This window comes from Streptomyces sp. Act143 (genome assembly GCF_003143935.1).
Classification (GTDB): domain Bacteria; phylum Actinomycetota; class Actinomycetes; order Streptomycetales; family Streptomycetaceae; genus Streptomyces.
In genome coordinates this window covers 6,321,718-6,341,675 of sequence record NZ_QFRX01000001.1, presented here as the reverse complement: position 1 = coordinate 6,341,675, position 19,958 = coordinate 6,321,718, and the positions used below count along the sequence as shown (strand labels likewise).

Annotated in this window: 18 protein-coding genes; 9 read left to right on the top strand and 9 right to left on the bottom strand. The window is 72.8% G+C overall.

Features of this window, described 5'->3' with window-relative positions; translation table 11 throughout:
- Window positions 1-57: 57 nt before the first annotated feature.
- Complete coding sequence (locus DI272_RS28975; RefSeq protein ID WP_109498155.1) at window positions 58-1,926, top strand: caspase family protein; 1,869 nt, start codon at window positions 58-60, stop codon at window positions 1,924-1,926.
- Here DI272_RS28975 and DI272_RS28970 read toward each other — a convergent pair.
- The 7 genes from DI272_RS28970 to DI272_RS28940 all read right to left on the bottom strand — a co-directional run bounded on the left by DI272_RS28970 (window position 1,923) and on the right by DI272_RS28940 (window position 8,569).
- Window positions 1,923-2,576, bottom strand: a complete 654-nt coding sequence (locus DI272_RS28970; RefSeq protein WP_109498154.1) for an RES family NAD+ phosphorylase — start codon at window positions 2,574-2,576, stop codon at window positions 1,923-1,925. The two genes, DI272_RS28975 and DI272_RS28970, sit on opposite strands and share 4 nt — an antisense overlap.
- A gap of 62 nt (window positions 2,577-2,638) precedes the next feature.
- Window positions 2,639-3,316, bottom strand: coding sequence for a hypothetical protein (locus DI272_RS28965; RefSeq protein WP_109498153.1), 678 nt, complete (start codon window positions 3,314-3,316; stop codon window positions 2,639-2,641).
- Window positions 3,313-4,464 (bottom strand): hypothetical protein, encoded by a 1,152-nt coding sequence (locus tag DI272_RS28960; protein ID WP_109501092.1) that lies wholly within the window; start codon window positions 4,462-4,464, stop codon window positions 3,313-3,315. The genes DI272_RS28965 and DI272_RS28960 overlap by 4 nt, the downstream gene beginning before the upstream one ends.
- A 156-nt stretch (window positions 4,465-4,620) precedes the next feature.
- The gene (locus DI272_RS28955; RefSeq protein WP_109498152.1) at window positions 4,621-6,102 is read right to left on the bottom strand and encodes a GntP family permease; all 1,482 of its coding nucleotides are present in this window, start codon (window positions 6,100-6,102) and stop codon (window positions 4,621-4,623) included.
- Window positions 6,103-6,208: 106 nt separating this feature from the next.
- Window positions 6,209-6,619, bottom strand: coding sequence for a RidA family protein (locus tag DI272_RS28950; protein ID WP_109498151.1), 411 nt, complete (start codon window positions 6,617-6,619; stop codon window positions 6,209-6,211).
- 10 nt (window positions 6,620-6,629) lie between these two features.
- Window positions 6,630-7,391 carry an IclR family transcriptional regulator gene (locus DI272_RS28945; protein WP_109498150.1) on the bottom strand — a complete coding sequence of 254 codons (762 nt, stop codon included), beginning with the start codon at window positions 7,389-7,391 and terminating at the stop codon, window positions 6,630-6,632.
- On the bottom strand, window positions 7,388-8,569 hold the full coding sequence (locus tag DI272_RS28940) for a sugar kinase (RefSeq protein WP_109501091.1): 1,182 nt from the start codon (window positions 8,567-8,569) through the stop codon (window positions 7,388-7,390). The genes DI272_RS28945 and DI272_RS28940 overlap by 4 nt, the downstream gene beginning before the upstream one ends.
- A gap of 180 nt (window positions 8,570-8,749) precedes the next feature.
- Here DI272_RS28940 and DI272_RS28935 point away from each other — a divergent pair, with 180 nt between their 5' ends.
- Window positions 8,750-10,033 carry an amino acid deaminase gene (locus DI272_RS28935; protein WP_109498149.1) on the top strand — a complete coding sequence of 428 codons (1,284 nt, stop codon included), beginning with the start codon at window positions 8,750-8,752 and terminating at the stop codon, window positions 10,031-10,033.
- Between the two features lie 11 nt (window positions 10,034-10,044).
- Window positions 10,045-11,625: an amidohydrolase family protein gene (locus DI272_RS28930; protein WP_109498148.1), complete on the top strand. Its 1,581-nt coding sequence runs from the start codon at window positions 10,045-10,047 to the stop codon at window positions 11,623-11,625.
- Window positions 11,626-11,631: 6 nt separating this feature from the next.
- Here DI272_RS28930 and DI272_RS28925 read toward each other — a convergent pair whose 3' ends face one another.
- Together DI272_RS28925 and DI272_RS28920 are read right to left on the bottom strand one after the other, a co-directional pair.
- Window positions 11,632-12,555, bottom strand: coding sequence for a serine protease (locus tag DI272_RS28925; protein WP_109498147.1), 924 nt, complete (start codon window positions 12,553-12,555; stop codon window positions 11,632-11,634).
- A gap of 190 nt (window positions 12,556-12,745) precedes the next feature.
- Window positions 12,746-13,486, bottom strand: coding sequence for a hypothetical protein (locus tag DI272_RS28920; protein WP_109498146.1), 741 nt, complete (start codon window positions 13,484-13,486; stop codon window positions 12,746-12,748).
- Between the two features lie 126 nt (window positions 13,487-13,612).
- Here DI272_RS28920 and DI272_RS28915 point away from each other — a divergent pair, with 126 nt between their 5' ends.
- The 6 genes from DI272_RS28915 (at window position 13,613) to DI272_RS28890 (ending at window position 19,956) form a co-directional block, all read left to right on the top strand.
- The gene (locus DI272_RS28915; protein WP_109498145.1) at window positions 13,613-14,824 is read left to right on the top strand and encodes a pyridoxal phosphate-dependent aminotransferase; all 1,212 of its coding nucleotides are present in this window, start codon (window positions 13,613-13,615) and stop codon (window positions 14,822-14,824) included.
- A 91-nt stretch (window positions 14,825-14,915) separates the two neighbouring features.
- The gene (locus tag DI272_RS28910; RefSeq protein ID WP_109498144.1) at window positions 14,916-15,323 is read left to right on the top strand and encodes a hypothetical protein; all 408 of its coding nucleotides are present in this window, start codon (window positions 14,916-14,918) and stop codon (window positions 15,321-15,323) included.
- A gap of 275 nt (window positions 15,324-15,598) precedes the next feature.
- Window positions 15,599-16,672: a substrate-binding domain-containing protein gene (locus tag DI272_RS28905; protein ID WP_109498143.1), complete on the top strand. Its 1,074-nt coding sequence runs from the start codon at window positions 15,599-15,601 to the stop codon at window positions 16,670-16,672.
- Window positions 16,669-17,838 (top strand): toxic anion resistance protein, encoded by a 1,170-nt coding sequence (locus DI272_RS28900; protein ID WP_109498142.1) that lies wholly within the window; start codon window positions 16,669-16,671, stop codon window positions 17,836-17,838. Before DI272_RS28905 ends, DI272_RS28900 begins: the two co-directional genes overlap by 4 nt.
- Window positions 17,835-19,370, top strand: a complete 1,536-nt coding sequence (locus tag DI272_RS28895) for a VWA domain-containing protein (RefSeq protein WP_109498141.1) — start codon at window positions 17,835-17,837, stop codon at window positions 19,368-19,370. The genes DI272_RS28900 and DI272_RS28895 overlap by 4 nt, the downstream gene beginning before the upstream one ends.
- Window positions 19,357-19,956, top strand: a complete 600-nt coding sequence (locus DI272_RS28890) for a hypothetical protein (RefSeq protein WP_109498140.1) — start codon at window positions 19,357-19,359, stop codon at window positions 19,954-19,956. The genes DI272_RS28895 and DI272_RS28890 overlap by 14 nt, the downstream gene beginning before the upstream one ends.
- Window positions 19,957-19,958 lie beyond the last annotated feature (2 nt).

The following is a 19,958-nucleotide window of genomic DNA, read 5'->3' as shown; positions in this document are numbered from 1 at the left end:
CGTTGCCGACCGGTTCGCCCCGCCGCGCGCCCGGCCCGCCTGCCAGACTCTCCGGCCATGGGGACGATCTACGCGTTCATGGTCGGCGTCGACGCCTATCCGCCGCACATCGCCACACCGCTGTCGGGCTGCCTCAACGACGTCCGCGCGGCCGGGGAGTTGGTGGCCGAGCGGGGCGGCGACGCCGTCGAGGCACGGACCCTGACGGACGGGGAGGCGACGGTCACGGCCGTCGAGGAGGGGATCAGCGGCTTCCTCGGGGCGGCCGGCCCCGGGGACACGGCGCTGTTCTGGTTCTCGGGGCACGGCAGCGAACGGGTCGCCACCGGTGCGGAGCTCCTCGTCGAGGCGACGGGCCGGAACCAGGCGCTGGTCTGTGTGGACGGCCCCCTGTCCGACAAGCGGCTGGGCGTGCTGCTGGACCGGGTGGCGGGGCGCGGGGCCCAGGTGGTCGCGGTCCTGGACTGCTGCTACTCGGGCGGCGCGACCCGCGAGGACCGGGCCCCGGCCGACCTGACCGCCCGCCACGCGCCGGCCCGGCCGGACTGGCCCCGCGCGCGCGGCACCGCACCCACGGAAGACGCCGCCCGCCATCTGCTGCTCGCCGCGAGCCGGCTCGACCAGCTCTCCTACGAGGGCTGGTTCGACGGACGCCGGCACGGCATCTTCACCCACGCCCTGCTCGGCGCGGCACGGGCGGCGGGCCCCGCCGCCACCTACCGGCAGCTGCTGGCGGCGGCGGACGCGCGGGTACGGCGGTCCGGTGGCCGGCAGCAGCCGGTGCTGTTCCCGGAGACGGCCGAGACCGCCGACCTGCCGTTCCTCGCGGGGGCGGGCGGGGTCCCGGGCGACCATCTGCTGCGGTGCGGACCGGAGGGGTGGGAGGTGGACTGCGGGACGGCGCACGGCCTGCGGGGCGGGGCGGACGCCGGGGGGACGGAGTTCGGGGTGATCGGGGAAGCGCGGGTGGTACGGACGCGCGTGGTGCGGGCCGACCGGTCGCTGGTGGAACCGGTGGACTGGACGCCGGACCCCGGGCGGGCCTACCCGGTGACCCTGACGGCGCTGGCCTCCCCGCCCGCCACGGTGAGCATCGAGGGGGACGACGAACGGCTCCGGGCGGCCGTCACCTCGCAGGCCACGCCGCTGCTGCACGTCGTCGAACGGCCCGAGGAGTTCGGCGACCTGCACTTCCGGGTGGCCGCGGTGGGCGGCGCGGTGGAGGTGCTGGGGCGGGACGGGACGCGGTTCGTGGAGCCGTTGCGGCCGGGGCCGCGGTCGGCCGTGCGGGACGGCTCGGCATCCAGTGCGGCAGCCCCGTACGACGGCCGGGGCGTCGTCGACTGCCTCACCCATCTGACCCGCTGGCACCGGCTGCGCGATCTCACCTCCCGCCCCTCCGTGCTGGACAACCAGGTGCGGGTCGAGATCGCCCCGTGGGGCGGCGGGGCCCCGCTGGTGCCGGACGGGCGGGGCGAGATCGTGTGCGCGTACGGGCCGGACGGGGAACCGCCGTTGGTGTCCGTCCGGCTCGACAACCGCTCCCAGCGGCCTCTGTGGTGCGTCCTGCTCGATCTCACCGACAGCTACGCCAGCGATCCGGCACTCTTCCCGGGGCACTTCATCGGGCCGGGGCGGTCAGGACACGCCCTGGACGGCGAGCCGGTGCGGCTGGCCCTGCCGCAGTCCCGGGCCGCCGGGTCCGGCGCCGAGGCCCGTGACTGGCTCAAACTGATCGTGGCGGAGGGCGAGTTGAACACCGTGCCGTTCCGGATGCGGGCGTGGAGCCCGTGGGCGGGCGGTGCGGCCGAGGACGTGCTGCGGTTCGGCACCGCCTCCGACGGACGCGACCTCGGACCGGCTGTACCGGGGCCGTCGAGCCGCTGGTCCACCAGCACCGTCACCGTTCGGACGGTCGTTCCCTAGGGCGCCAACTGGACGTAGTACGGCTGGAGAACGGAGTTCAGCCACTCTCGGCCGTCGGTCGTGTCGAAGTCCACGGTGGAGTCCTCCTCGGCGCGCAGGGCGCCGGCCGGACTGCGGTCGCCGAACAGGACCACCGTGCGGTCGGCCGGTTCCCGCTTCGACGCCCACAGCAGCCCCTGCGCCCAGGGCTCGGTGTGGCGGCGGATCCAGTGGGCCCAGTCGCGGGTGTACGGGTACTCGTGGGCCTCGGTGTGCACCAGCCAGCTGTCCTGGTGGACGGCGGCCAGGTCCTGCGCGCTGACCAGGGGCAGGACGGTCAGGTCCGCGGTGAGCCGCAGGGTGCTCAGCCGGCGGCCCTCGACCGCGCGGCGCGGCAGCAGCCGCGGTCCGCCGGCGGGGTCGAAGGGCAGGGAGCGCAGCAGGGTCTCGCAGACGGCGGCCGTGGGGCCGAGACCGGCGTAGAGGTAGCCGTACGTGTCGCAGGTGGTGGCGTCGAAGCGGCCGCCGCCGTACAGGCAGTGGGAGGGTCTCGGGTTGAAGCCGGCGGCGGGCCGGTGGGAGCCGTGGATGCGGTACAGCGGGGTGCCGCGGGTCAGCGTGACCTTGCCGGGGGTGCCGGTCAGGGCGTCGGGCGGCCGGTAGTTGGGCACGGTCAGTCACTTCCCATCCGGCACATCGCTTCCCGTCCGGCGGATCTCTTCCCGTCCACCCTTCATTCCCCGCTCTCCATCAGAAACCTCGCGGTGTCGACGAGTTGGCGGTCGCGGCCGGTGCCCAGCAGGCTCGCCGGGCTGGTGCCGAGCCAGGCGTTGGCGGACAGCCACCAGTCGGCGGCGCCCCACGGGTCGCGGTCGGCGGCCAGCAGGGCGTTGACCTCCAGGACGACCAGCCAGGGCAGGGTGTCCTCGGAGAACTGGAACCGCGGGAGGCGCAGCCGTCCGCCGACGCCGGGCAGCCGGATCAGTTCGGGCGCGAAGGGGGCGCCGCCGCGCCGGAGCAGCGTCTCGGCGTCCAACGCGGGCTCGGCGAGCAGCCGTTCGCGCACCGGCCCGAGGACCGGCCCGACCATGCGGTGCCCGTCGATGAGCAGGACGGCGAGGTCCTCGGCGGCGAAACCCTGCACGGTCGGCCGGCCGCCGCCCGCCGCCGGGGTCCCGGTGAACCGGGCCCCGGTGTCCGCCCCGAACTCGTCCGGCAGCCACTCCGCCAGCAGGTCGGCGGCCTGCCGGGCGGCGGCGTACCGCAGGCGCTCGTCGCGTTCCCGGTCCCTGACGACGGCGACCAGCCCGGTCAGCCGCTCCCGCTCCTCGGTGCCGAGGCGTCCGGCCACCCGGTCCCAGCGGGCCGCCGCGGCGGCGAGGACGACGTAGGGGTCGTCGGGCACGCTCATCGGTCGTCCTCCGTGGGGCTCGGCCCGGTCGCCTCGGGGGCCCGCAACCGTCCCAGCAGGCGTTCCAGCAGGTCGGCGCGGGCGTGCCGGCGTACGACGAAGTGGATGTCCCAGTCGGCGCCGCGCGCCAGTTCGGCCTCGACGGCGGCCCACAGCGCGCCGAAGCTCTCCAGCGGCGGGAGCCCGCCGCGGCCGGCGCCGAGCAGGGGCAGGCAGACCGAGCGCAGCGGCGGGTCGTGGGCGCCGGCCTCCTCGGCGAGCAGCGCGAAGACCCGCGCGACGCCTCGGGTGATGTCGGCGGGCTGGACGTCGTAGTCGTTGGTCTCCGGGCGGGGTACGGCCACGGCGACGTGGTAGATCCGGCGGATTCCCTGCCCCTCCAGCGCGCCCGCGGAGGTGACGGCGACCGTGCCGGGCTGTGCCGCCCGGCCGGGAGCCCCGTGCCGGGCGGTCCAGCCCCGTAACTCGTCGTCGATCCTGTCTTCGACGAGTCCCCCGACGGGGTCCCGGTGCGCGCCCGCGCGGCGCAGCGTGGCGGAGACGGACGACTTGTAGGGCGCGGGCAGCGCGAAGTAGGTGTTCGACGGCGAGACGACGACGTCGATGTCGCGCAGCAGGTCGACGGAGTGCACGTGCAGGGTGACGGGGACGGTACGGGTACGGCGGTCGATGTGCAGGCGCAGGGTGCGGTGGGCGGCGGGCATGCGGTCGGGCGACGGGGCGTACGGCGGTACGGGCGCTCCCCTCCGGGGCACCCCCTGGGCGACGAGCTGGACGACCTGTTCGGCGACCTGCCCGAGGACCATGAGCTCGTGGTGCTTGCGGAACCGCTCGACGCTCACCCCGTACACCTGGGCGGCCCGCCGGCGCCGGTCGGCGGCCGGCCAGTCGCGGGTGCCCTGGGCGAGGCCGAGGCTGTACTCGGCGGCGGTCTGCAGGGTGCCGCCGCCCATCCTGGAGACGGCGAGCCGTAATACCTTCTCCACCGGCCCCCCTGGCGACTCGCCGTCTCCCCGCGGGAGTTCACGGGCGGCTCCGGTGAGTGCCGGTACGTCGAGTGCGCGCAGCCTGACGACTCCGGCCCGCCGCACCTTCCGCACCTCCGCGAGTACCGCTCCGTGATCGGGCACGTGAGGCGACGGCGGCATGACGATCAGCATCGCACCGCCGTCGCGACCCTCACAAGCCCGCTCCGTACAACCATTCCAGCGCACGCCCCGGTCGCGAACTGGGCGCGACCGGGGCGAAGTCAGGTCGTGGGTAGGGGAGTTCGGGGTGGAGTTCGGGGTGTGGTTCGGGGGGAGTCAGGACACGAAGAGGCTCAGCACGGCCGCCACCACGAAGCCCGCCACCGACAGCACCGTCTCCAGCACGGTCCACGTCTTCAGGGTGTCGCGTTCGCTGATGCCGAAGTACTTGGCCACCATCCAGAAGCCGCCGTCGTTCACGTGCGAGGCGAAGATGGAGCCGGCCGAGACGGCCATGATGACAAGGGCGACGAAGGCCTGGGAGTGGTCGCCCTCGGCGAGCAGGGGTGCCACGATGCCGGCCGTGGTCACGATGGCGACCGTGGCCGAGCCCTGGGCGACCCGGAGGACCACCGAGATCAGGTAGGCGAGGACGATGACCGGGAGGCCGACGTCGTTGAAGGTGTCGGACAGCGCCTGGGCGACGCCGCTGCCCTTGAGGACGGCGCCGAAGACCCCGCCCGCGCCGACGACCAGGAGGATGTTGCCGACCGGCTTCAGCGACGCCGTCGAAACCGTCTCCAGGGACTTGCGGGACCAGCCGCGGCGGATGCCGAGGAAGTAGTACGCGAGGAACAGGGCGATCGTCAGGGCGACGAAGGGGCTGCCGAAGAACTCGACGACCGAGCGGGCGGTGGAGGGGTCGAAGGCGATCGAGGAGAAGGTCGCGGCGAGGATCAGCACCAGCGGGGTGCCGATGATGGCGAGGACCGTGCCGAGCGGGACCGGCTTCTCCCGGGGCTCGACGCCCGAGGCCCGCTGCTCCTCGATGACGGCCAGCTTCGCCTCCGCCGCCGCCTCGACCATGTCCTGCGGTACGGCCACGAAGATGCGGCGGCCGATCCACGCCGAGAACGCCCACGCCGCCAGCACCGCCGGGATGCCGCAGACGACGCCCATGAGGATGACCCAGCCGAGGTCCACGTGCAGGAGGCCGGCCGCGGCCACCGGACCCGGGTGCGGGGGCAGGAAGGCGTGGGTCATCGACAGCCCCGCGAGCAGCGGCAGGCAGTACAGCAGGATCGACTTGCCGCTGCGTTTGGCCGCCGCGTACACGATCGGGGCGAGCACGAAGATGCCGACGTCGAAGAAGACCGGGATGCCGAAGATCAGGCCGGTGAGGCCCATGGCGAGGGGCGCCCGCTTCTCGCCGAAGAGGCTGAGGAGCCGGGACGCCAGCACCTCGGCCCCGCCGCTGACTTCGAGGATCGCGCCGAGCATCGTGCCGAGGCCGATGATGATCGCGACGTGGCCGAGGATGCCGCCCATGCCGGACTCGATGGTGGAGACGGCGTCGGACCGCTGGACCGTGCCGAAGAGTTCGGTGACCGACAGGCCGGCGAGCAGGCCGACGGCTATGGAGACCGCGAGGAGGGCGACGAAGGGCTGGAGTCTGACCTTGATGATCAGGAAGAGCAGCAGCGCGATGCCGATGGCGGCGACGGTCAGGAGTCCTGCGGTGCCGTCGACGAGGAGGAGCAGACCGCCGGTGTGGGGTGGGGCTGTGACGGGGGCGGTCGCGGCGAGCGGATGGGACATGGGGGTCCTCTGGGTAAGTACATGCAGCTTTCGGGCAGGGGGGATCGCGGCACGGCACCCGGTGGGGTGCCGTGCCGTGAACGGCGTGCGGGAGGTTGCGAGGGTGTCAGCCGAGCACGGCGAGCGCGTCGATCTCGATGAGGAGACCGGCGGGGAGACCGACGTAGACGGTCGTACGGGCGGCAGGGGGCTGGGTGAGCCCCTGCTCCTCGAAGTAGGTGTTGTAGAGGTCGTTCATCTCGGCGAAGTGGTCGACGTCCGTGAGGTAGACGCGGATCATCATCACGTCGTCCCAGGAGGCGCCGCCCTCCTCCAGGATCGCCTTGACGTTGGCGAGGGTCTGGAGGGTCTGCTCACGCAGGGTGGGCCCGGCGGGTGTCGGGGGCTGCCCCTCCTCCGCCGGGAGGAAGCCGACCTGACCGGCGACCTGGAGGATGTTGCCCTTCTTCACTCCGTGCGAGAACTTCGCGGGCGGGGTGGTGTGGGTCCTGGGGGTGAGGGCGGTCTTGTCCGTCATACGAGGTCCTTCATGCGGGGTCGTTGGGTGCGGTCCTGCCCGAGTACTCGCCGCTGATGGCGTCGGCCGTGCGGCGCACGAGCGGGAGCAGGGTGAGGAGTTCGTCGGCGGTGACGACGACGTTCGGCGCGGAGACCGACATCGCGGCGACGACGCGGCCGTCGACACCGCGGATCGGCGCGGCGACGCAGTTGATGGACTCCTCGTGGCCACCGAGGTCGGTGGCCCAGCCCTGTTCGCGCACCCGCTCCAGCTCCTTGAGGAAGGCCGGGGCGTTGGGGGTCGAACGGGCCGTGTACAGGGGGTAGTCGAGCTTCTCGGCGAGGGCGCGGCGCTCGGCCTCCGGCAGGTCGGCGAGGAGGAGTTTGGCGACGGCGGCGACGGTGATCGCCACCGGCTTCCCGATCCGGGAGTACATCCGTACCGGGTAGCGGCTCTCGACCTTGTCGATGTAGAGGACGTCCTCCTCCTCGTAGACGGCGAGGTGGACGGTGTGGCCGACCTGTTCGTTGAGGCGTACGAGGTGGGGGTGGGCGATCTCGCGGATGTCGAGGTTCTCCATCGCCTCCTGGGCGAGGGCGATGAGGCGGGCGCCGAGGCGGTAGCGCTGGTCGGACTGGCGGTAGACCATGCCGTGTTCGTGGAGCGTGCGGAGGAGGCGGAGCGCCGTCGACTTGTGGACGCCGAGGCGGTCGGCGACCTGTCCGAGGTCGGCGGGGCCTTCCGCGAGCAGCGGCAGGATGCTGAGCGCGCGGTCGACGGTCTGACTCATGGGGTGCGTACCTCCTCCGGGGCCTGCTCGGCTCGGGTCCAGCCGGGGCCGAGTCGAAGTCTCTCCCAGGCGTGGTCGTCGAGGGCGACGAGGCGGTCGGCGTGTGCGCGGGCGGGGGGTGCCGCGAGGTCGCCGGGGGTGGTGAGGGTGGCGGCGGCCCAGAGGTGGCCGTGCCTCAGCCGGTCCCGCACGCAGAGGCCCCGGAGGGTGCCGGAGAGGAACCCGGCGGCGAAGGCGTCACCGGCGCCGGTGGTGGAGACGACGTCGACGGTGGGGGCGGGTTCGAAGGTGCGGTGGGTGGGGGCGGGCCGGGGGTGGGTTTCGCTCGCCCGCGCGTGCGGGGTGCCGCTGCGCCCACTCGTGCCGCCCGAGCGGCACGACTGCCCGCAGCCGGGGCAGACGGCCGGATGCGACTGCTGAGCGCACCCCGCCGCGCGGCACCGCTGCCCGCGGTCGAACGGACCCGGGGGCGCGGGGAACTGCGCGACCGGCCCCCGCTCGCCCGCAGCCGACACGAACGCGGCAGCCCCCGCCGCGCCCTGCTTCACCACCAGCACCGCCGGCTCCGGCAGCAGTTCACGCACCGCCTCCGGTCCGCCCGCGACTCCCCACACCTCCTCCGCCTCGTCCTCCCCCACGAACACCACGTCCGCCCCCCGCGCCAGCTCCAGCAGCACCCGGGGCCCGTCGGCGTCGCGCCACAGCCCCGCGCGATGGTTCACGTCGAAGGAGACCAGGGGCCGGCCCGCACGGCGCGCCGTCAGGGAACGCATCAGCGCCAGGCAGCTGTCGGACAGCGCCGCCGTGATCCCGGACAGGTGCAGCACCCGTCCCGCCCCGACCTCGACATTGCCCACCGCCATCGCCGACGCCGCCGACCCCGCCCGGTAGTAGGCGACCTCGTGCGCGGCCGTCCCCCGCTCCCCCGCCGTACGGAAGTACACCCCCGTCGGCCGCACCGCATCGCGGCGCACGCCGCTCACGTCCACGCCGTACGACCCGATCGTCTCGACCAGGTGATCCCCGAACCCGTCCGCGCCGACCCGGCTGACCCACCGCACCGCATGGCCGGCGGCGGCCAGCCCGCACGCCACGTTGGACTCCGCGCCGCCGATCGCCCGGTCGAAGGACGGTACGTCGGCGAGGCGGCCCGGGCGGGTGGGCAGGAAGGTGACCATGGACTCGCCGAGCGAGACGACATCGGCGACGTCGGAGGTGTTCACGATGGTCGTAGCTCCTCGTCGTCCCGGGTCCGGGCGGCTCCATTGACCCGGCGTTGGCCTGGATGTTAGACAGCGACAAGCGACATACGCAATGGACGTTGCACACCATGCAACCGACCTGATCAGGGAGGCCCTGTGTCCCTCGGCACCGGCACCGAAGCCCTCGCCCGCCTCGCGGAGGAACGCGTCGACCACCGCTTCAAGGGCCTCCCCCCGGACGCCGACGGCCTGACCGTCGGCGAGCTGGCCGCCCAGCGCCGCAACCTCTTCACCGGCGGCTTCACCACCCCGGTGCTCGCCCTCTCCGCCGAGCGGCTCGAACACAACCTGCGGCTCATGGAGACGTACGCGACCCGCCACGGCCTCGCCTTCGCCCCGCACGGCAAGACCTCCATGGCACCCCGGCTCTTCCAGCGGCAGATCGAGCACGGGGCGTGGGGCATCACCCTCGCCGTGCCGCACCAGGTGCGGGTCGCCCGGGCCTTCGGTGTGCAGCGGATCTTCCTCGCGAACGAACTGACCGACCCCGCCGCCCTGCGCTGGATCGCCGGTGAACTGGCGGCGGACCCCGCCTTCCGGCTGATCTGCTACGTCGACTCCGTGCGCGGCGTCGAGCTGATGGACGAGGCCCTGCGCGGGACCGGCCGCCCGCTGGACGTCGTCGTCGAGCTCGCCGCCGGCGAGGGCGCCCGGACCGGCGTCCGGACCGAGGCGGAGTGCGCGGCCGTCGCCGATGCCGTGGCCGCCGTCCCGACCCTGCGGCTCGTGGGTGTCGCCGGGTACGAGGGCGAGGTGCCGCGGGCCGATCCCGAGCGGGTGCACGCCTGGCTGCGGCGGCTCGTCGCACTGGCCGCCGACTTCGACAAGGCCGGGCGGTTCGCCGGGGCCGGGGTGGAGGAGATCGTCGTCAGCGCGGGCGGCAGCGCCTGGTTCGACGCGGTCGCCGACGTCTTCGGCGGGATTCCCGGACTCTCCCTCCCCGTACTGAAGTTGCTGCGCTCCGGCGCCTACGTCTCGCACGACGACGGCCACTACCGCAGGATCACCCCCTTCAACCGGGTCCCGCAGGAGGGCGCCCTGGAGCCGGCGTTCCGGCTGTGGGCGCAGGTCGTCTCGCGGCCCTCCGCCGAGCAGGCCTTCGTCAACGCAGGCAAGCGGGACGCGGCCCACGACCTGGACCTGCCGTCCGCCCAGGTGGTACGCCGGGACGGGCTGGAGCGTCCGGCGACCGGGATCGAGGTCACCGGGCTGTCCGACCAGCACGCCTGGCTGCGCACCGGGCCCGAGGCGGATCTGGCGGTCGGTGACTGGCTGGGCCTGGGGCTGTCCCACCCGTGCACGTCCTTCGACAAGTGGCAGCTGATCCCGGTGGCCGAGGCGGACGGCACGGTCGTCGACTACATCCGTACGTTCTTCTAGGAGGTGCGACCGTGGAGGAACTCGTCATCCGGGACGCGGACGTCGTGGACGGCACCGGGCAGCCTTCGTACCGCGCGGACGTGGTGGTCGACGGCGGCCGGATCGTCTCGATCGTCAAGGAGGCGGCCGCCGCGGGCTGTCAGCGCCCCAAGGCGACGCGGGAGCTGGACGCCGAGGGGCTCGTCCTCTCCCCCGGCTTCATCGACATGCACGCCCACAGCGACCTCGCCCTGCTGCGCGACCCCGACCACAGCGCGAAGGCCGCGCAGGGCGTCACCCTCGAAGTCCTCGGCCAGGACGGGCTGTCGTACGCGCCCGTCGACGACCGCACGCTCGCCGAGGTGCGCCGCGCGATCACCGGGTGGAACGGGTACGGCGACGACATCGACTTCGGCTGGCGGACCGTCGGCGAGTACCTGGACCGGCTCGACCGGGGGATCGCGGTCAACGCGGCCTATCTGATCCCCCAGGGAACCGTGCGCATGCTCGCCGTCGGCTGGGAGGACCGCGCGGCGACCCCGGCCGAGCTGGACCGGATGCGGCAGCTGGTCGCGGAGGGCATGGAGCAGGGCGCGGTCGGCATGTCGTCGGGGCTGACCTACACACCCGGCATGTACGCCGGGGACGCCGAACTGACCGAGCTGTGCCGGGTGGTGGCGTCCTACGGCGGCTACTACTGCCCGCACCACCGCTCCTACGGGGCCGGCGCGCTGGCGGCGTACGAGGAGATGGTGGCGCTGACGCGGGAGGCGGGCTGCGCGCTGCATCTCGCCCACGCCACCATGAACTTCGGCGTGAACGAGGGCCGGGCGCCGGAACTGACCGCGCTGCTGGACAAGGCGCTCGCGGACGGTGCCGACATCAGCCTCGACACCTACCCCTACACCCCGGGGAGCACGACGCTGGCCGCGCTGCTGCCGAGCTGGGCGAGCGAGGGCGGCCCGGAGGAGATCCTCAGGCGGCTGGCGGACGACGACACCGCCGAGCGCATCCGCCACCAGCTGGAGGCCGTCGGCTCGGACGGCTGCCACGGGGTGCCGGTGGAGTGGGACACGATCGAGATCTCGGGGGTCGGCGATCCCGCGCTGGCCGAGCACGTCGGCCGCCGTGTGGACGGCTGGGCGACGGCCCGCCGGCTGCTGCTCGCCGACCGGCTGGCCCCGTCGATCATCCAGCACGTCGGCCACGAGGAGAACGTCCGGCACATCATGCGCCACCGCGTCCACACCGGCGGCTCGGACGGCATCCTCCAGGGCGCGAAACCGCATCCGCGGGCGTACGGCACGTTCCCGCACTATCTCGGCCGGTACGTGCGGGAGTTGGGGGTGCTGTCGCTGGAGGAGTGCGTCGCCCATCTGACCGGCCGCCCGGCGGCCCGGCTCCGGCTGCCGGACCGCGGCCGGGTCCGCGAGGGCTACAAGGCCGACCTCGTGCTGTTCGACCCGGCGACGGTGGCCGCGGGGTCGACCTTCGCCGAGCCCCGCACCCTGCCGACCGGCATCCCGCACGTCCTGGTCGACGGCCGTTTCGTCATCGAGGAGGGGCACCGGACGGACGTCCTGGCGGGACGCGCCGTCCGGCGAACTCCCTGACGCCTGTTACGGCTTGGGCAGCGTGCAGCCGCTCGCGCTCAGGTCGAGCTTGTTGTCCACGCCGAAGCAGGCCGGGATCTGGTAGGTCTCCTGGGCGTAGTTGATGCCCTCGCGGACGGTGACGTTGCCGCTCTCGTCGACCTCACAGGGGTTGTTGTCGGTGCAGCGACCGCCGTCCTCGTTGCCGGTGTTGTTGACGGCGACGACCTTGCCGGTGGCGTTGTCGATGACGGGCGAGCCCGAGGTGCCGCCGATGGTCTGGCAGGCGGAGGTGTAGCGGACCGAGTCCTTCCAGGTCCACGCGCCTTCCTTGAGGCGGTAGGCGAAGCCGTCGATGTTGCAGGCGTACGTGCGCTTCCAGTAGCCGGAGACGACCGTGATGGCGGTGCCGGCGACCGGGTGCGTGTCGTTCAGGGTGAGCGCGTCGATGCCGTAGGTGCTCTTGATCGACGCGTAGCTGCGGGTGAGCTGGTAGATCGACACGTCGGTGTCGGTCATCGTCGCGTAGGCGATCTTGCTGGCGCGAAGCGTGCCGACGCGGGTGCCGGCGGAGTTGAGGAGCCCGAAGCTCCGGGTGGAGGCCTGGTCGACGATGACCTCGCCGGCCGCCGGGAAGCCGGTCTCCAGGCAGTGGCCGTTGGACATGACCAGCGCGGGGTCGTCGGCCTCGGAGCCCGGGAAGCGGATGACGGACCCGGAGCAGTTGCTCAGCGAGACGGTGCCGGCGAAGGTGACGGCCTGGACCTGGGGGGCGAGGGCCTTGTTCAGGCTCGCCGAGGCGGACGTGACCGTGTCCCAGACCGTGGAGACGGCGGTGCTGGTGTCCACCGCGCCCGTGGTGCTCGCGGTGTCCGGGGCCGCGACCGCGGGTGCCGCGCCGGCCCCGGCCATCGCCAGGGCGAGCAGTACGGCACCGAGAGGCTTCTTCATGTGGGGGTCCCCTCATTGCGACGAGGGTGACCGGAGAATCTCCGGCCACCCGCCAAGTTGTCATGCGCATTGTCATCGCGGAGGGGCGGCCGGGCAAGGAGTTCTTTCGAGCGGTGGGGGTTTCCCTATGCGTCCTCTGTCAACAGGCGCACTGCTGCCCACGGTTGAGGACTTCATGCACCCCCGGCCCCTACCTGGGCCGCTTGGTGCTGCCCTGCCCCTTGCCGGGCTTGGTGTCGGAGCCGGAGCCCGCGCCGGAATCCGAGCCCGAGCCGCCCGGGTCGGCCTGGGTCGGGGTCGAGGTGGGAGCCGGGGCGGCCGTCGTGGTGGCCGCGCCGGCCGAGCTCCCGCCCGTCTCCCGCCGTGTCGCCGACGGCGCCGCGGACGGGGCCGAGGAGGGCGACGCGGCACCGCTCCCGGAGGTCTCCGGGTCCTCGGTCTCGCCGGGAGTGTCCGTGGCGGACTCCGTGGAGACGTCCGGCGCCGCCGAACCCGTACGCCGCTCCTTGCCCTCCGCGCCGCCGGACGACCCGGACAGGGAGAACCCGGCGACCAGCGCCGCCACCGACACCGCGCCCACCGCACCGGCCGCGACCGCCACGCGCCGCGAGCGCCAGGGGCTGGGCTTGGGCTTGCGACGGGAGCGGGGGCCGGGGCGGGGGGCGGCGCGGTGGCCGGAGCCGCCGTCCGGGACGGCCGCGCTCCCGAGCGGCTCCGCACCCTCCGGGGCCGGCGCGCCCCCGAACCGCTCCGGTACGGCGGGCAGCTCGGCGGTCTCGTCGTAGGCGTTCTGCCACCCGTGCGCGATGGCCGGGTCCGCGTACGCGTCGTAGGAGGGGGGCGGTTCGGGCTGCGGGTGGTACACGTTCGGCGCACCCTGGGGCTCTCCGGCCGCGCCGATGCCGTTCTCGTACTGGGGTGGCCTGGACATGGCCGCGCATTGTAGAGACGGGAGGGGGTCCTGAGACAGCTACCGGCGATAACCGCACAAACCGCCGCGTCTCGAGTGGTGGAAAACACGGCCCATGCGGCGTTACCGGGCCGTAAGCTCCCTGACATGCAGGTGATCCAGTCGACCAAGCTCGCCAACGTCTGTTACGAGATCCGGGGCCCGGTTCTCGAGGAGGCCATGCGGCTTGAGGCGGCGGGCCACCGCATCCTCAAGCTGAACACCGGCAACCCGGCCGCGTTCGGGTTCGAGTGCCCGCCGGAGATCCTCGAGGACATCCTGCGGAACGTGTCGTCGGCCCATGGTTACGGCGACGCCAAGGGGCTGCTCGCCGCCCGCCGGGCCGTCGTGATGCACAACCAGACCCTCGGCATCGAGACCGACGTCGAGCACGTCTTCATCGGCAACGGCGCCTCCGAGCTGATCGTGATGTCGATGCAGGCGCTGCTGGACGACGGCGACGAGGTGCTCGTACCGTCCCCGGACTACCCCCTGTGGACCGCCGCCGTGTCGCTGTCCGGCGGCACCGCGGTGCACTACCGGTGCGACGAGCAGTCGGACTGGATGCCGGACCTCGCGGACGTGGAGCGGAAGGTCACCGACCGCACCAAGGCGATCGTCATCATCAACCCGAACAACCCGACGGGGGCCGTGTACGACGAGGCCATGATCCGCGGTCTGACCGACATCGCCCGCCGCCACAACCTCCTCGTCTGCTCCGACGAGATCTACGACAAGATCCTCTACGACGACGCCGTCCACATCCCGACCGCGTCCGTCGCCCCCGACCTGCTGACCCTCACCTTCAACGGCATGTCGAAGGCCTACCGGGTCGCCGGATACCGGGTGGGGTGGATGTCCATCTCCGGCCCCCGGGCGCACGCCGACTCCTACATCGAGGGCCTGACCATCCTCGCCAACATGCGGCTGTGCGCGAACATGCCGGGGCAGCACGGCGTCGTGGCCGCGCTCAGCGGGCGGCAGACCATCGAGGACCTGGTGCTGCCCGGCGGGCGGCTGCGGGAGCAGCGGGACGTGGCCTACGAGCTGCTGACCCAGATTCCCGGGGTGAGCTGCGTGAAGCCCAAGGGCGCGCTGTATCTCTTCCCGCGCCTCGACCCCCAGGTCTTCAAGATCAAGGACGACCGGCAGCTGGTCCTGGACCTGCTGCGGCGCGAGAAGATCATGGTCGTCCAGGGCACCGGCTTCAACTGGAGCGAGCCGGACCACTTCCGGGTCGTGACCCTGCCGACGGCGCGTGACCTGCGGGACGCGGTGACGCGGATCGGGAACTTCCTGGACGGTTACAGCCAGCCGTGACGCTCCGTGGGTGGAGCAGTTCTGTGATCGCAGCCAACTTTAGAATGAATCTAAGCTAGGATGGCTTCCTGACAGCGACGGAGGCCCTCTCATGTACGAACCGATCCGCACCAAGTCGGTCCACAGCACGATGGCCGACGCCACCTCCGACTTCCCGCACCGCAGCCGCGAGGAGGAGCTGGACATCCAGCTCGCCGGGCATCTGTCGGCGCTGCTCGCCGTCACGGACGAGCTGCGTGCACGTGAGCCGTCGACCGACCTCGACACCGCCGCGGAGCGGCTCGCCGCGCAGGTGAGCCGGTTGCGGGGCGGCGGCACGCCGGTCCGTGCGGTCGCCTCCGGCACGGGTGACGTGACGGCTCTGCACGAGCGGGCGCACGCCCTCGCGGGGCGGGCGCTGGTGGTGGCCGCGTCGCGCGCGGACACCGCGGTGGCGATCCTCGCCGCCGAGCGGATGGACGCCCACGCCGAGGCGCAGGAGCTCAGCAGCGTCGGCTGACCCCAAGAACGGCCCCGGTCCGCGTGCACCCGCAGCGACGCGCGGACCGGGTGCCACGGCACTGCGTCGGCTTGAGCGGGGGCGCCTGTTCGCCGTAGGGGTTTGTGTGCGCGTGCGGGTGCCGGTTCGTCGTGGCTTGTCGCGCCCACACGGCGGAGCCGCACATTGACACAGCCCCGCGCCCCTGAAGGGCGTTGCAGCTCCGGGGCCGGTACGACATCCCCCGTTCACCCTTCCCCGCCGGGAATGTTTCGTTCCGCGAGCACTCTCTCCCCGTGAGACGAATCATCGGAATCGTCCTCGCGGTCCTGCTCGTCGGCGGTGTGGTGGTAGCCGTCGTCGCGGGCCGGGAAGCCGGGGACAGCGGCACGGCAACGAAGACCGTGCAAGGTGTGATCGGGTCGGAGAAGGCGGAGTTCTTCGCCGATCCCGACGTGGTGAAGGCCCTCGCCGCCAAGGGATTCACCGTGAAGGCCGAGACCTCCGGGTCATGGGCCATGGAAGGGCTGGACCTCAAGGAGTACGACTTCGCCCTTCCCTCCAGTCAGGCGCCGGCCGTCGAACTCGCCGCGAAGTACAAGGTACGGGGGACCCTCCCCCGCCCCTTCTACTCGCCCCTCGTCGTCGTGGCGCACCGGAGCGCCGCCGAGGTGCTCGCCGGCAACGGGCTCGCCACGCTGGACGGCAAGAGCCGCGGCACCCTGGACATGGCCGCGTATCTCGACGCGGCCCGCGCCGGGCGGACCTGGCAGCAGCTCAAGGGGGCCGGGAAGCACGGGGAGTTGGGCGGCACGCTCTACATCTCCAGCACCGACCCGGAGTCCTCGAACTCCGGCGCCCTCTATCTCGCCGCCACCTCCTATGTGGCCAACGGCGGCAAGGTCGTCGCGAGCCAGGCCGACATCGAGCGCACGGCACCCCTGCTGACGAAGCTCATCAGCGTCCAGGGCAGCCAGCAGACCAGCACGGACGCGTCCTTCCGGGACTTCGTCAGCGGGGCCGGCAATCCGCTCGTCCTCGTGTACGAGTCGCAGGTCGCCTCGCTCCTGGCGGGCGGGCAGCAGCCCGGTGACCTGGTCGTCCTCTACCCGGACACCACCGTCAACAGCGACCACACCGTCGTACCGCTGACCGAGGACGGTCGGGCGCTGGCCCAGTTGCTGTCCACCGACCCCGAGCTGCGCAGGCTGCTGGTGCGGCACGGGTTCCGGCCGCAGGGGGCGGCCACCGCGTTCGGCTCGGCCGGCGCTCATCTCAAGCAGGAACTGACCGGCGTCCGCCAGGCTCCCGTGCCCACCTCCGCGGTGCTGCACGAGCTGGCCCGCCGGGTGACGGGGGGCGACAAGTGACCGACACCGAGCAGGACTTCGTTCTCACTCCGCCCGAGGCCGTTGCCGCCGTGCCGCGCGACCGGGCCGGCGGGCTGGTGCCCGTCGACGACTCCGTCCGTACGGGGATGGCGCAGAAGGCCGCCGACTATGTCGCGGGGCTCGCGGCGCTCGACGCCCGCTCCCCCGAGTTCGCGGGGAAGGTCGGGGAGATCACCGCGCTGGGGGCCGGTGACCTGCGCAGTGCCGCCGCCCAGTCCAACCGCATGCTGGAGCGGACCGTACGCAGCCTGCCCGATCAGGGCGGGGACGCGCAGACACAGGTCGCGGGCTCGCTCGTCGAGCTGCGGCGGGTGGTCGAGGACCTGGACCCGCGTGACCTCGCCGCCGCCAGGGGGCGGAAGTTCCTGTCCCGGCTGCCGGGCGGCAACAAGGTGCGGGACCACATCGCCAAGTACGCCTCCGCACAAGGGACGCTGAACCGGATCGTGGGGGCGCTGCGCGGCGGGCAGGACGAACTGCGGCGCGACAACGCCGCGTTGCAGACCGAGCGGGTGCGGCTGTGGGAGACCATGGGCAAGCTCCAGGAGTACGTCGTGCTGACCGAGGCCCTGGACGCGGCCGTCGAGCGGCACATCGACGGGGTCGCCGACCCCCAGCAGGCCGACGGTCTGCGGGCCGACGTGCTCTTCCCGGTCCGGCAGAAGCACCAGGACCTGCTGACCCAGCTCGCGGTGTGCGCACAGGGCTATCTCGCCATGGACGTCGTACGCCGCAACAACGAGGAGCTGATCAAGGGCGTCGACCGGGCCGCGACCACGACCGTGTCGGCACTGCGGATCTCCGTGATGCTGGCCTCCGCGCTCGACAACCAGAAGAAGGTCGTCGAGCAGGTCAACGCGTTGCGCGGGACCACCGAGGACCTCATCCGCGGCAACGCCGAGATGCTCGCCACGCAGAGCGGGGAGATCCAGCGCATCGCCGCCGACCCGGCCGTGGGCGCGGAGACCCTGCGCAGCGCCTTCCAGCAGATCTACCGCACCCTCGACGCCATCGACACCTACAAGGTGCAGGCCACCGAGACGATGGCGTCGACCGTGGCGTCCCTGACCTCCGAACTCCAGCACGCCACCGCGTACTTGGAGCGCAGCCGGGCGCAGGGCGCGCTGGAGGGGGGACTCGGATGAGACTGCTGCGACTGACGGCCCTGCTCGCCGCCGCCCTGCTGACCGGCTGCACCGCGGAGTCCGGGAAGGGCGCCTCCCCCGACGCCCCGCAGCCGGGCACCCTGCGGGTCCTCGCCTCCAGCGAGCTCGCCGACATGGCCCCGGTCCTGGAGCGCGTCGAGAAGGAGACCGGCGTCACGGTGCGGCCCACCTACATGGGCACCCTGGACGCGGTGGACCTGCTCGCGAGCGGCAGGGCCGACGGCCGCTACGACGCGCTGTGGCTGTCCTCCAACGACTATCTGCGGCTGCGCCCGGACGCGGCGGGCAAGGTGGTCTCCGAGACGCCGGTGATGGCGAGCCCGGTGGCGATCGGCGTGCGGAGCACGTCCGTGCAGGCCCTCGGCTGGACGGCGGAGAACGTCACCTGGGCACAGGTCGAACAGGCGGTCCGGGCCGGGAAGCTGACGTACGGCATGACCGACCCGTCCCGCTCCAACTCCGGGTTCTCGACGCTGGTCGCGGTCGCCTCGGCGCTCTCCGGGGCCCAGTCCGCCCTCACGGACGCGGACATCACCAAGGCCACGCCCCGGCTGAAGGAGTTCTTCCGGGGCCAGCAGCTGACCTCGGGGTCGTCGGGCTGGCTGGCGTCCGCCTACAAGCGGCGCGGGAACGTCGACGCGCTCCTCAACTACGAGTCCGTCCTCAAGGGCATCCCGGGCCTGACCGTGATCCGCCCCCGTGACGGTGTCGTCACCGCCGACTACCCGCTGTCCTCCCTCGCCGCCACGGACGGCACGACCCGCGAGGACGTCCGCCGCCTGGGCGAGGCCCTGCGCACCCCTCGGGTCCAGCGCGAGATCACCGAGCGCACCCACCGCCGCCCGGTCGTCGCGGGCGTCGCGCCCGCGGCCGGGCTCGACACCACCCGGCGGCGCGAACTCCCCTTCCCCGGCAGCCGTTCGGTCGCCGACGGCCTGCTCGACTCGTACCAGAACAAACTGCGCCGCCCCTCCCGGACGGTGTATGTGCTGGACACCTCGGGCTCCATGGAGGGCGAGCGCCTGGCCGGGCTGAAGAAGGCCCTCACCGACCTCACCGGCGACTTCCGGGAGCGCGAGGCGGTGACGCTGATGCCGTTCGGCTCGGTGGTCAAGAGCGTGCGGACCCATGTGGTGGACCCCGCCGACCCGCAGTCCGGGCTCGACGGGATCAGGAAGGACACGGCGGGACTGGAGGCCGACGGGGACACCGCGATCTACACCTCGCTGGAGAAGGCGTACGACCACCTGGGCGCCGACGAGGACACGTTCACCTCGATCGTGCTGATGACGGACGGCGAGAACACGGCAGGGGCGGACGCCCGCGAGTTCACGGCGTTCTACGAGCGGCTCGACGGCATCGCACGCCAGATCCCCGTCTTCCCCATCCTCTTCGGCGACTCCGACCGGTCCGAGCTGGAGCACATCGCCGACCTGACCGGCGGCCGCCTCTTCGACGCCCGGCAGGGCTCGCTGGACGGCGCCTTCGAGGAGATCCGTGGCTATCAGTAGGTACCTGGAGTCCCGCAAGAACATCGCGGGGAGCGTGTGCGGGCTCGTGGGGGTGGGGCTGACGCTGGCGGGGGTGGCGGGGCCGTACTGGCCGGTCGTCGTCGCGGGACTGTACGGGGCGGGCGCCCTGGTGGCGCCGCCGGAGCGGCCCGCGCTGCCCGACTTCCCGGACGCCTCGGCCCGACTGGGCGCCCTGCGGGCCGACTTCGAGAAGCTGTGCGGGTATCTGGCGGAGGTCGAGTTGCCCCCGGCCGCCGCGGGCCGCCTCACCGAACTGACCGACCTGCTCACGGCGTTGCTCGACCCCGGCTGGGCGCCCGAGCTGCTCGCGCACGATCCGGAGGGCGTCCACACGCTCTCGCGGGCCGTGCGGCAGGACGTTCCCGAGGCCGTCGACACCTTCGTGCGCACCCGGTGGTGGACCCGGCTGGCACCGGGGCAGGAAGCCCCGGAACGGCACCTGGAACGGCAGTTGACGCTGCTCCAGGAGGAGGCCGAGCGGTTGGCGGGCGCGCTGCGGGAGACCGAGGCGCGGCGGCAGGAGTCGCACACCCGGTATCTGGAGGACCGGGGCCGCGCGAACTGACC

Excerpts from the sequence above, each read along its gene's own strand:
- DI272_RS28975 (WP_109498155.1), top strand. The coding sequence starts at position 58 with ATGGGGACGATCTACGCGTTCATGGTCGGCGTCGACGCCTATCCGCCG.
- DI272_RS28965 (WP_109498153.1), bottom strand. The coding sequence starts at position 3,316 with ATGAGCGTGCCCGACGACCCCTACGTCGTCCTCGCCGCCGCGGCGGCC.
- DI272_RS28960 (WP_109501092.1), bottom strand. The coding sequence starts at position 4,464 with ATGCCGCCGTCGCCTCACGTGCCCGATCACGGAGCGGTACTCGCGGAG.
- DI272_RS28955 (WP_109498152.1), bottom strand. The coding sequence starts at position 6,102 with ATGTCCCATCCGCTCGCCGCGACCGCCCCCGTCACAGCCCCACCCCAC.
- DI272_RS28950 (WP_109498151.1), bottom strand. The coding sequence starts at position 6,619 with ATGACGGACAAGACCGCCCTCACCCCCAGGACCCACACCACCCCGCCC.
- DI272_RS28945 (WP_109498150.1), bottom strand. The coding sequence starts at position 7,391 with ATGAGTCAGACCGTCGACCGCGCGCTCAGCATCCTGCCGCTGCTCGCG.
- DI272_RS28940 (WP_109501091.1), bottom strand. The coding sequence starts at position 8,569 with ATGGTCACCTTCCTGCCCACCCGCCCGGGCCGCCTCGCCGACGTACCG.
- DI272_RS28925 (WP_109498147.1), bottom strand. The coding sequence starts at position 12,555 with ATGAAGAAGCCTCTCGGTGCCGTACTGCTCGCCCTGGCGATGGCCGGG.
- DI272_RS28920 (WP_109498146.1), bottom strand. The coding sequence starts at position 13,486 with ATGTCCAGGCCACCCCAGTACGAGAACGGCATCGGCGCGGCCGGAGAG.
- DI272_RS28915 (WP_109498145.1), top strand. The coding sequence starts at position 13,613 with ATGCAGGTGATCCAGTCGACCAAGCTCGCCAACGTCTGTTACGAGATC.
- DI272_RS28910 (WP_109498144.1), top strand. The coding sequence starts at position 14,916 with ATGTACGAACCGATCCGCACCAAGTCGGTCCACAGCACGATGGCCGAC.
- DI272_RS28895 (WP_109498141.1), top strand. The coding sequence starts at position 17,835 with ATGAGACTGCTGCGACTGACGGCCCTGCTCGCCGCCGCCCTGCTGACC.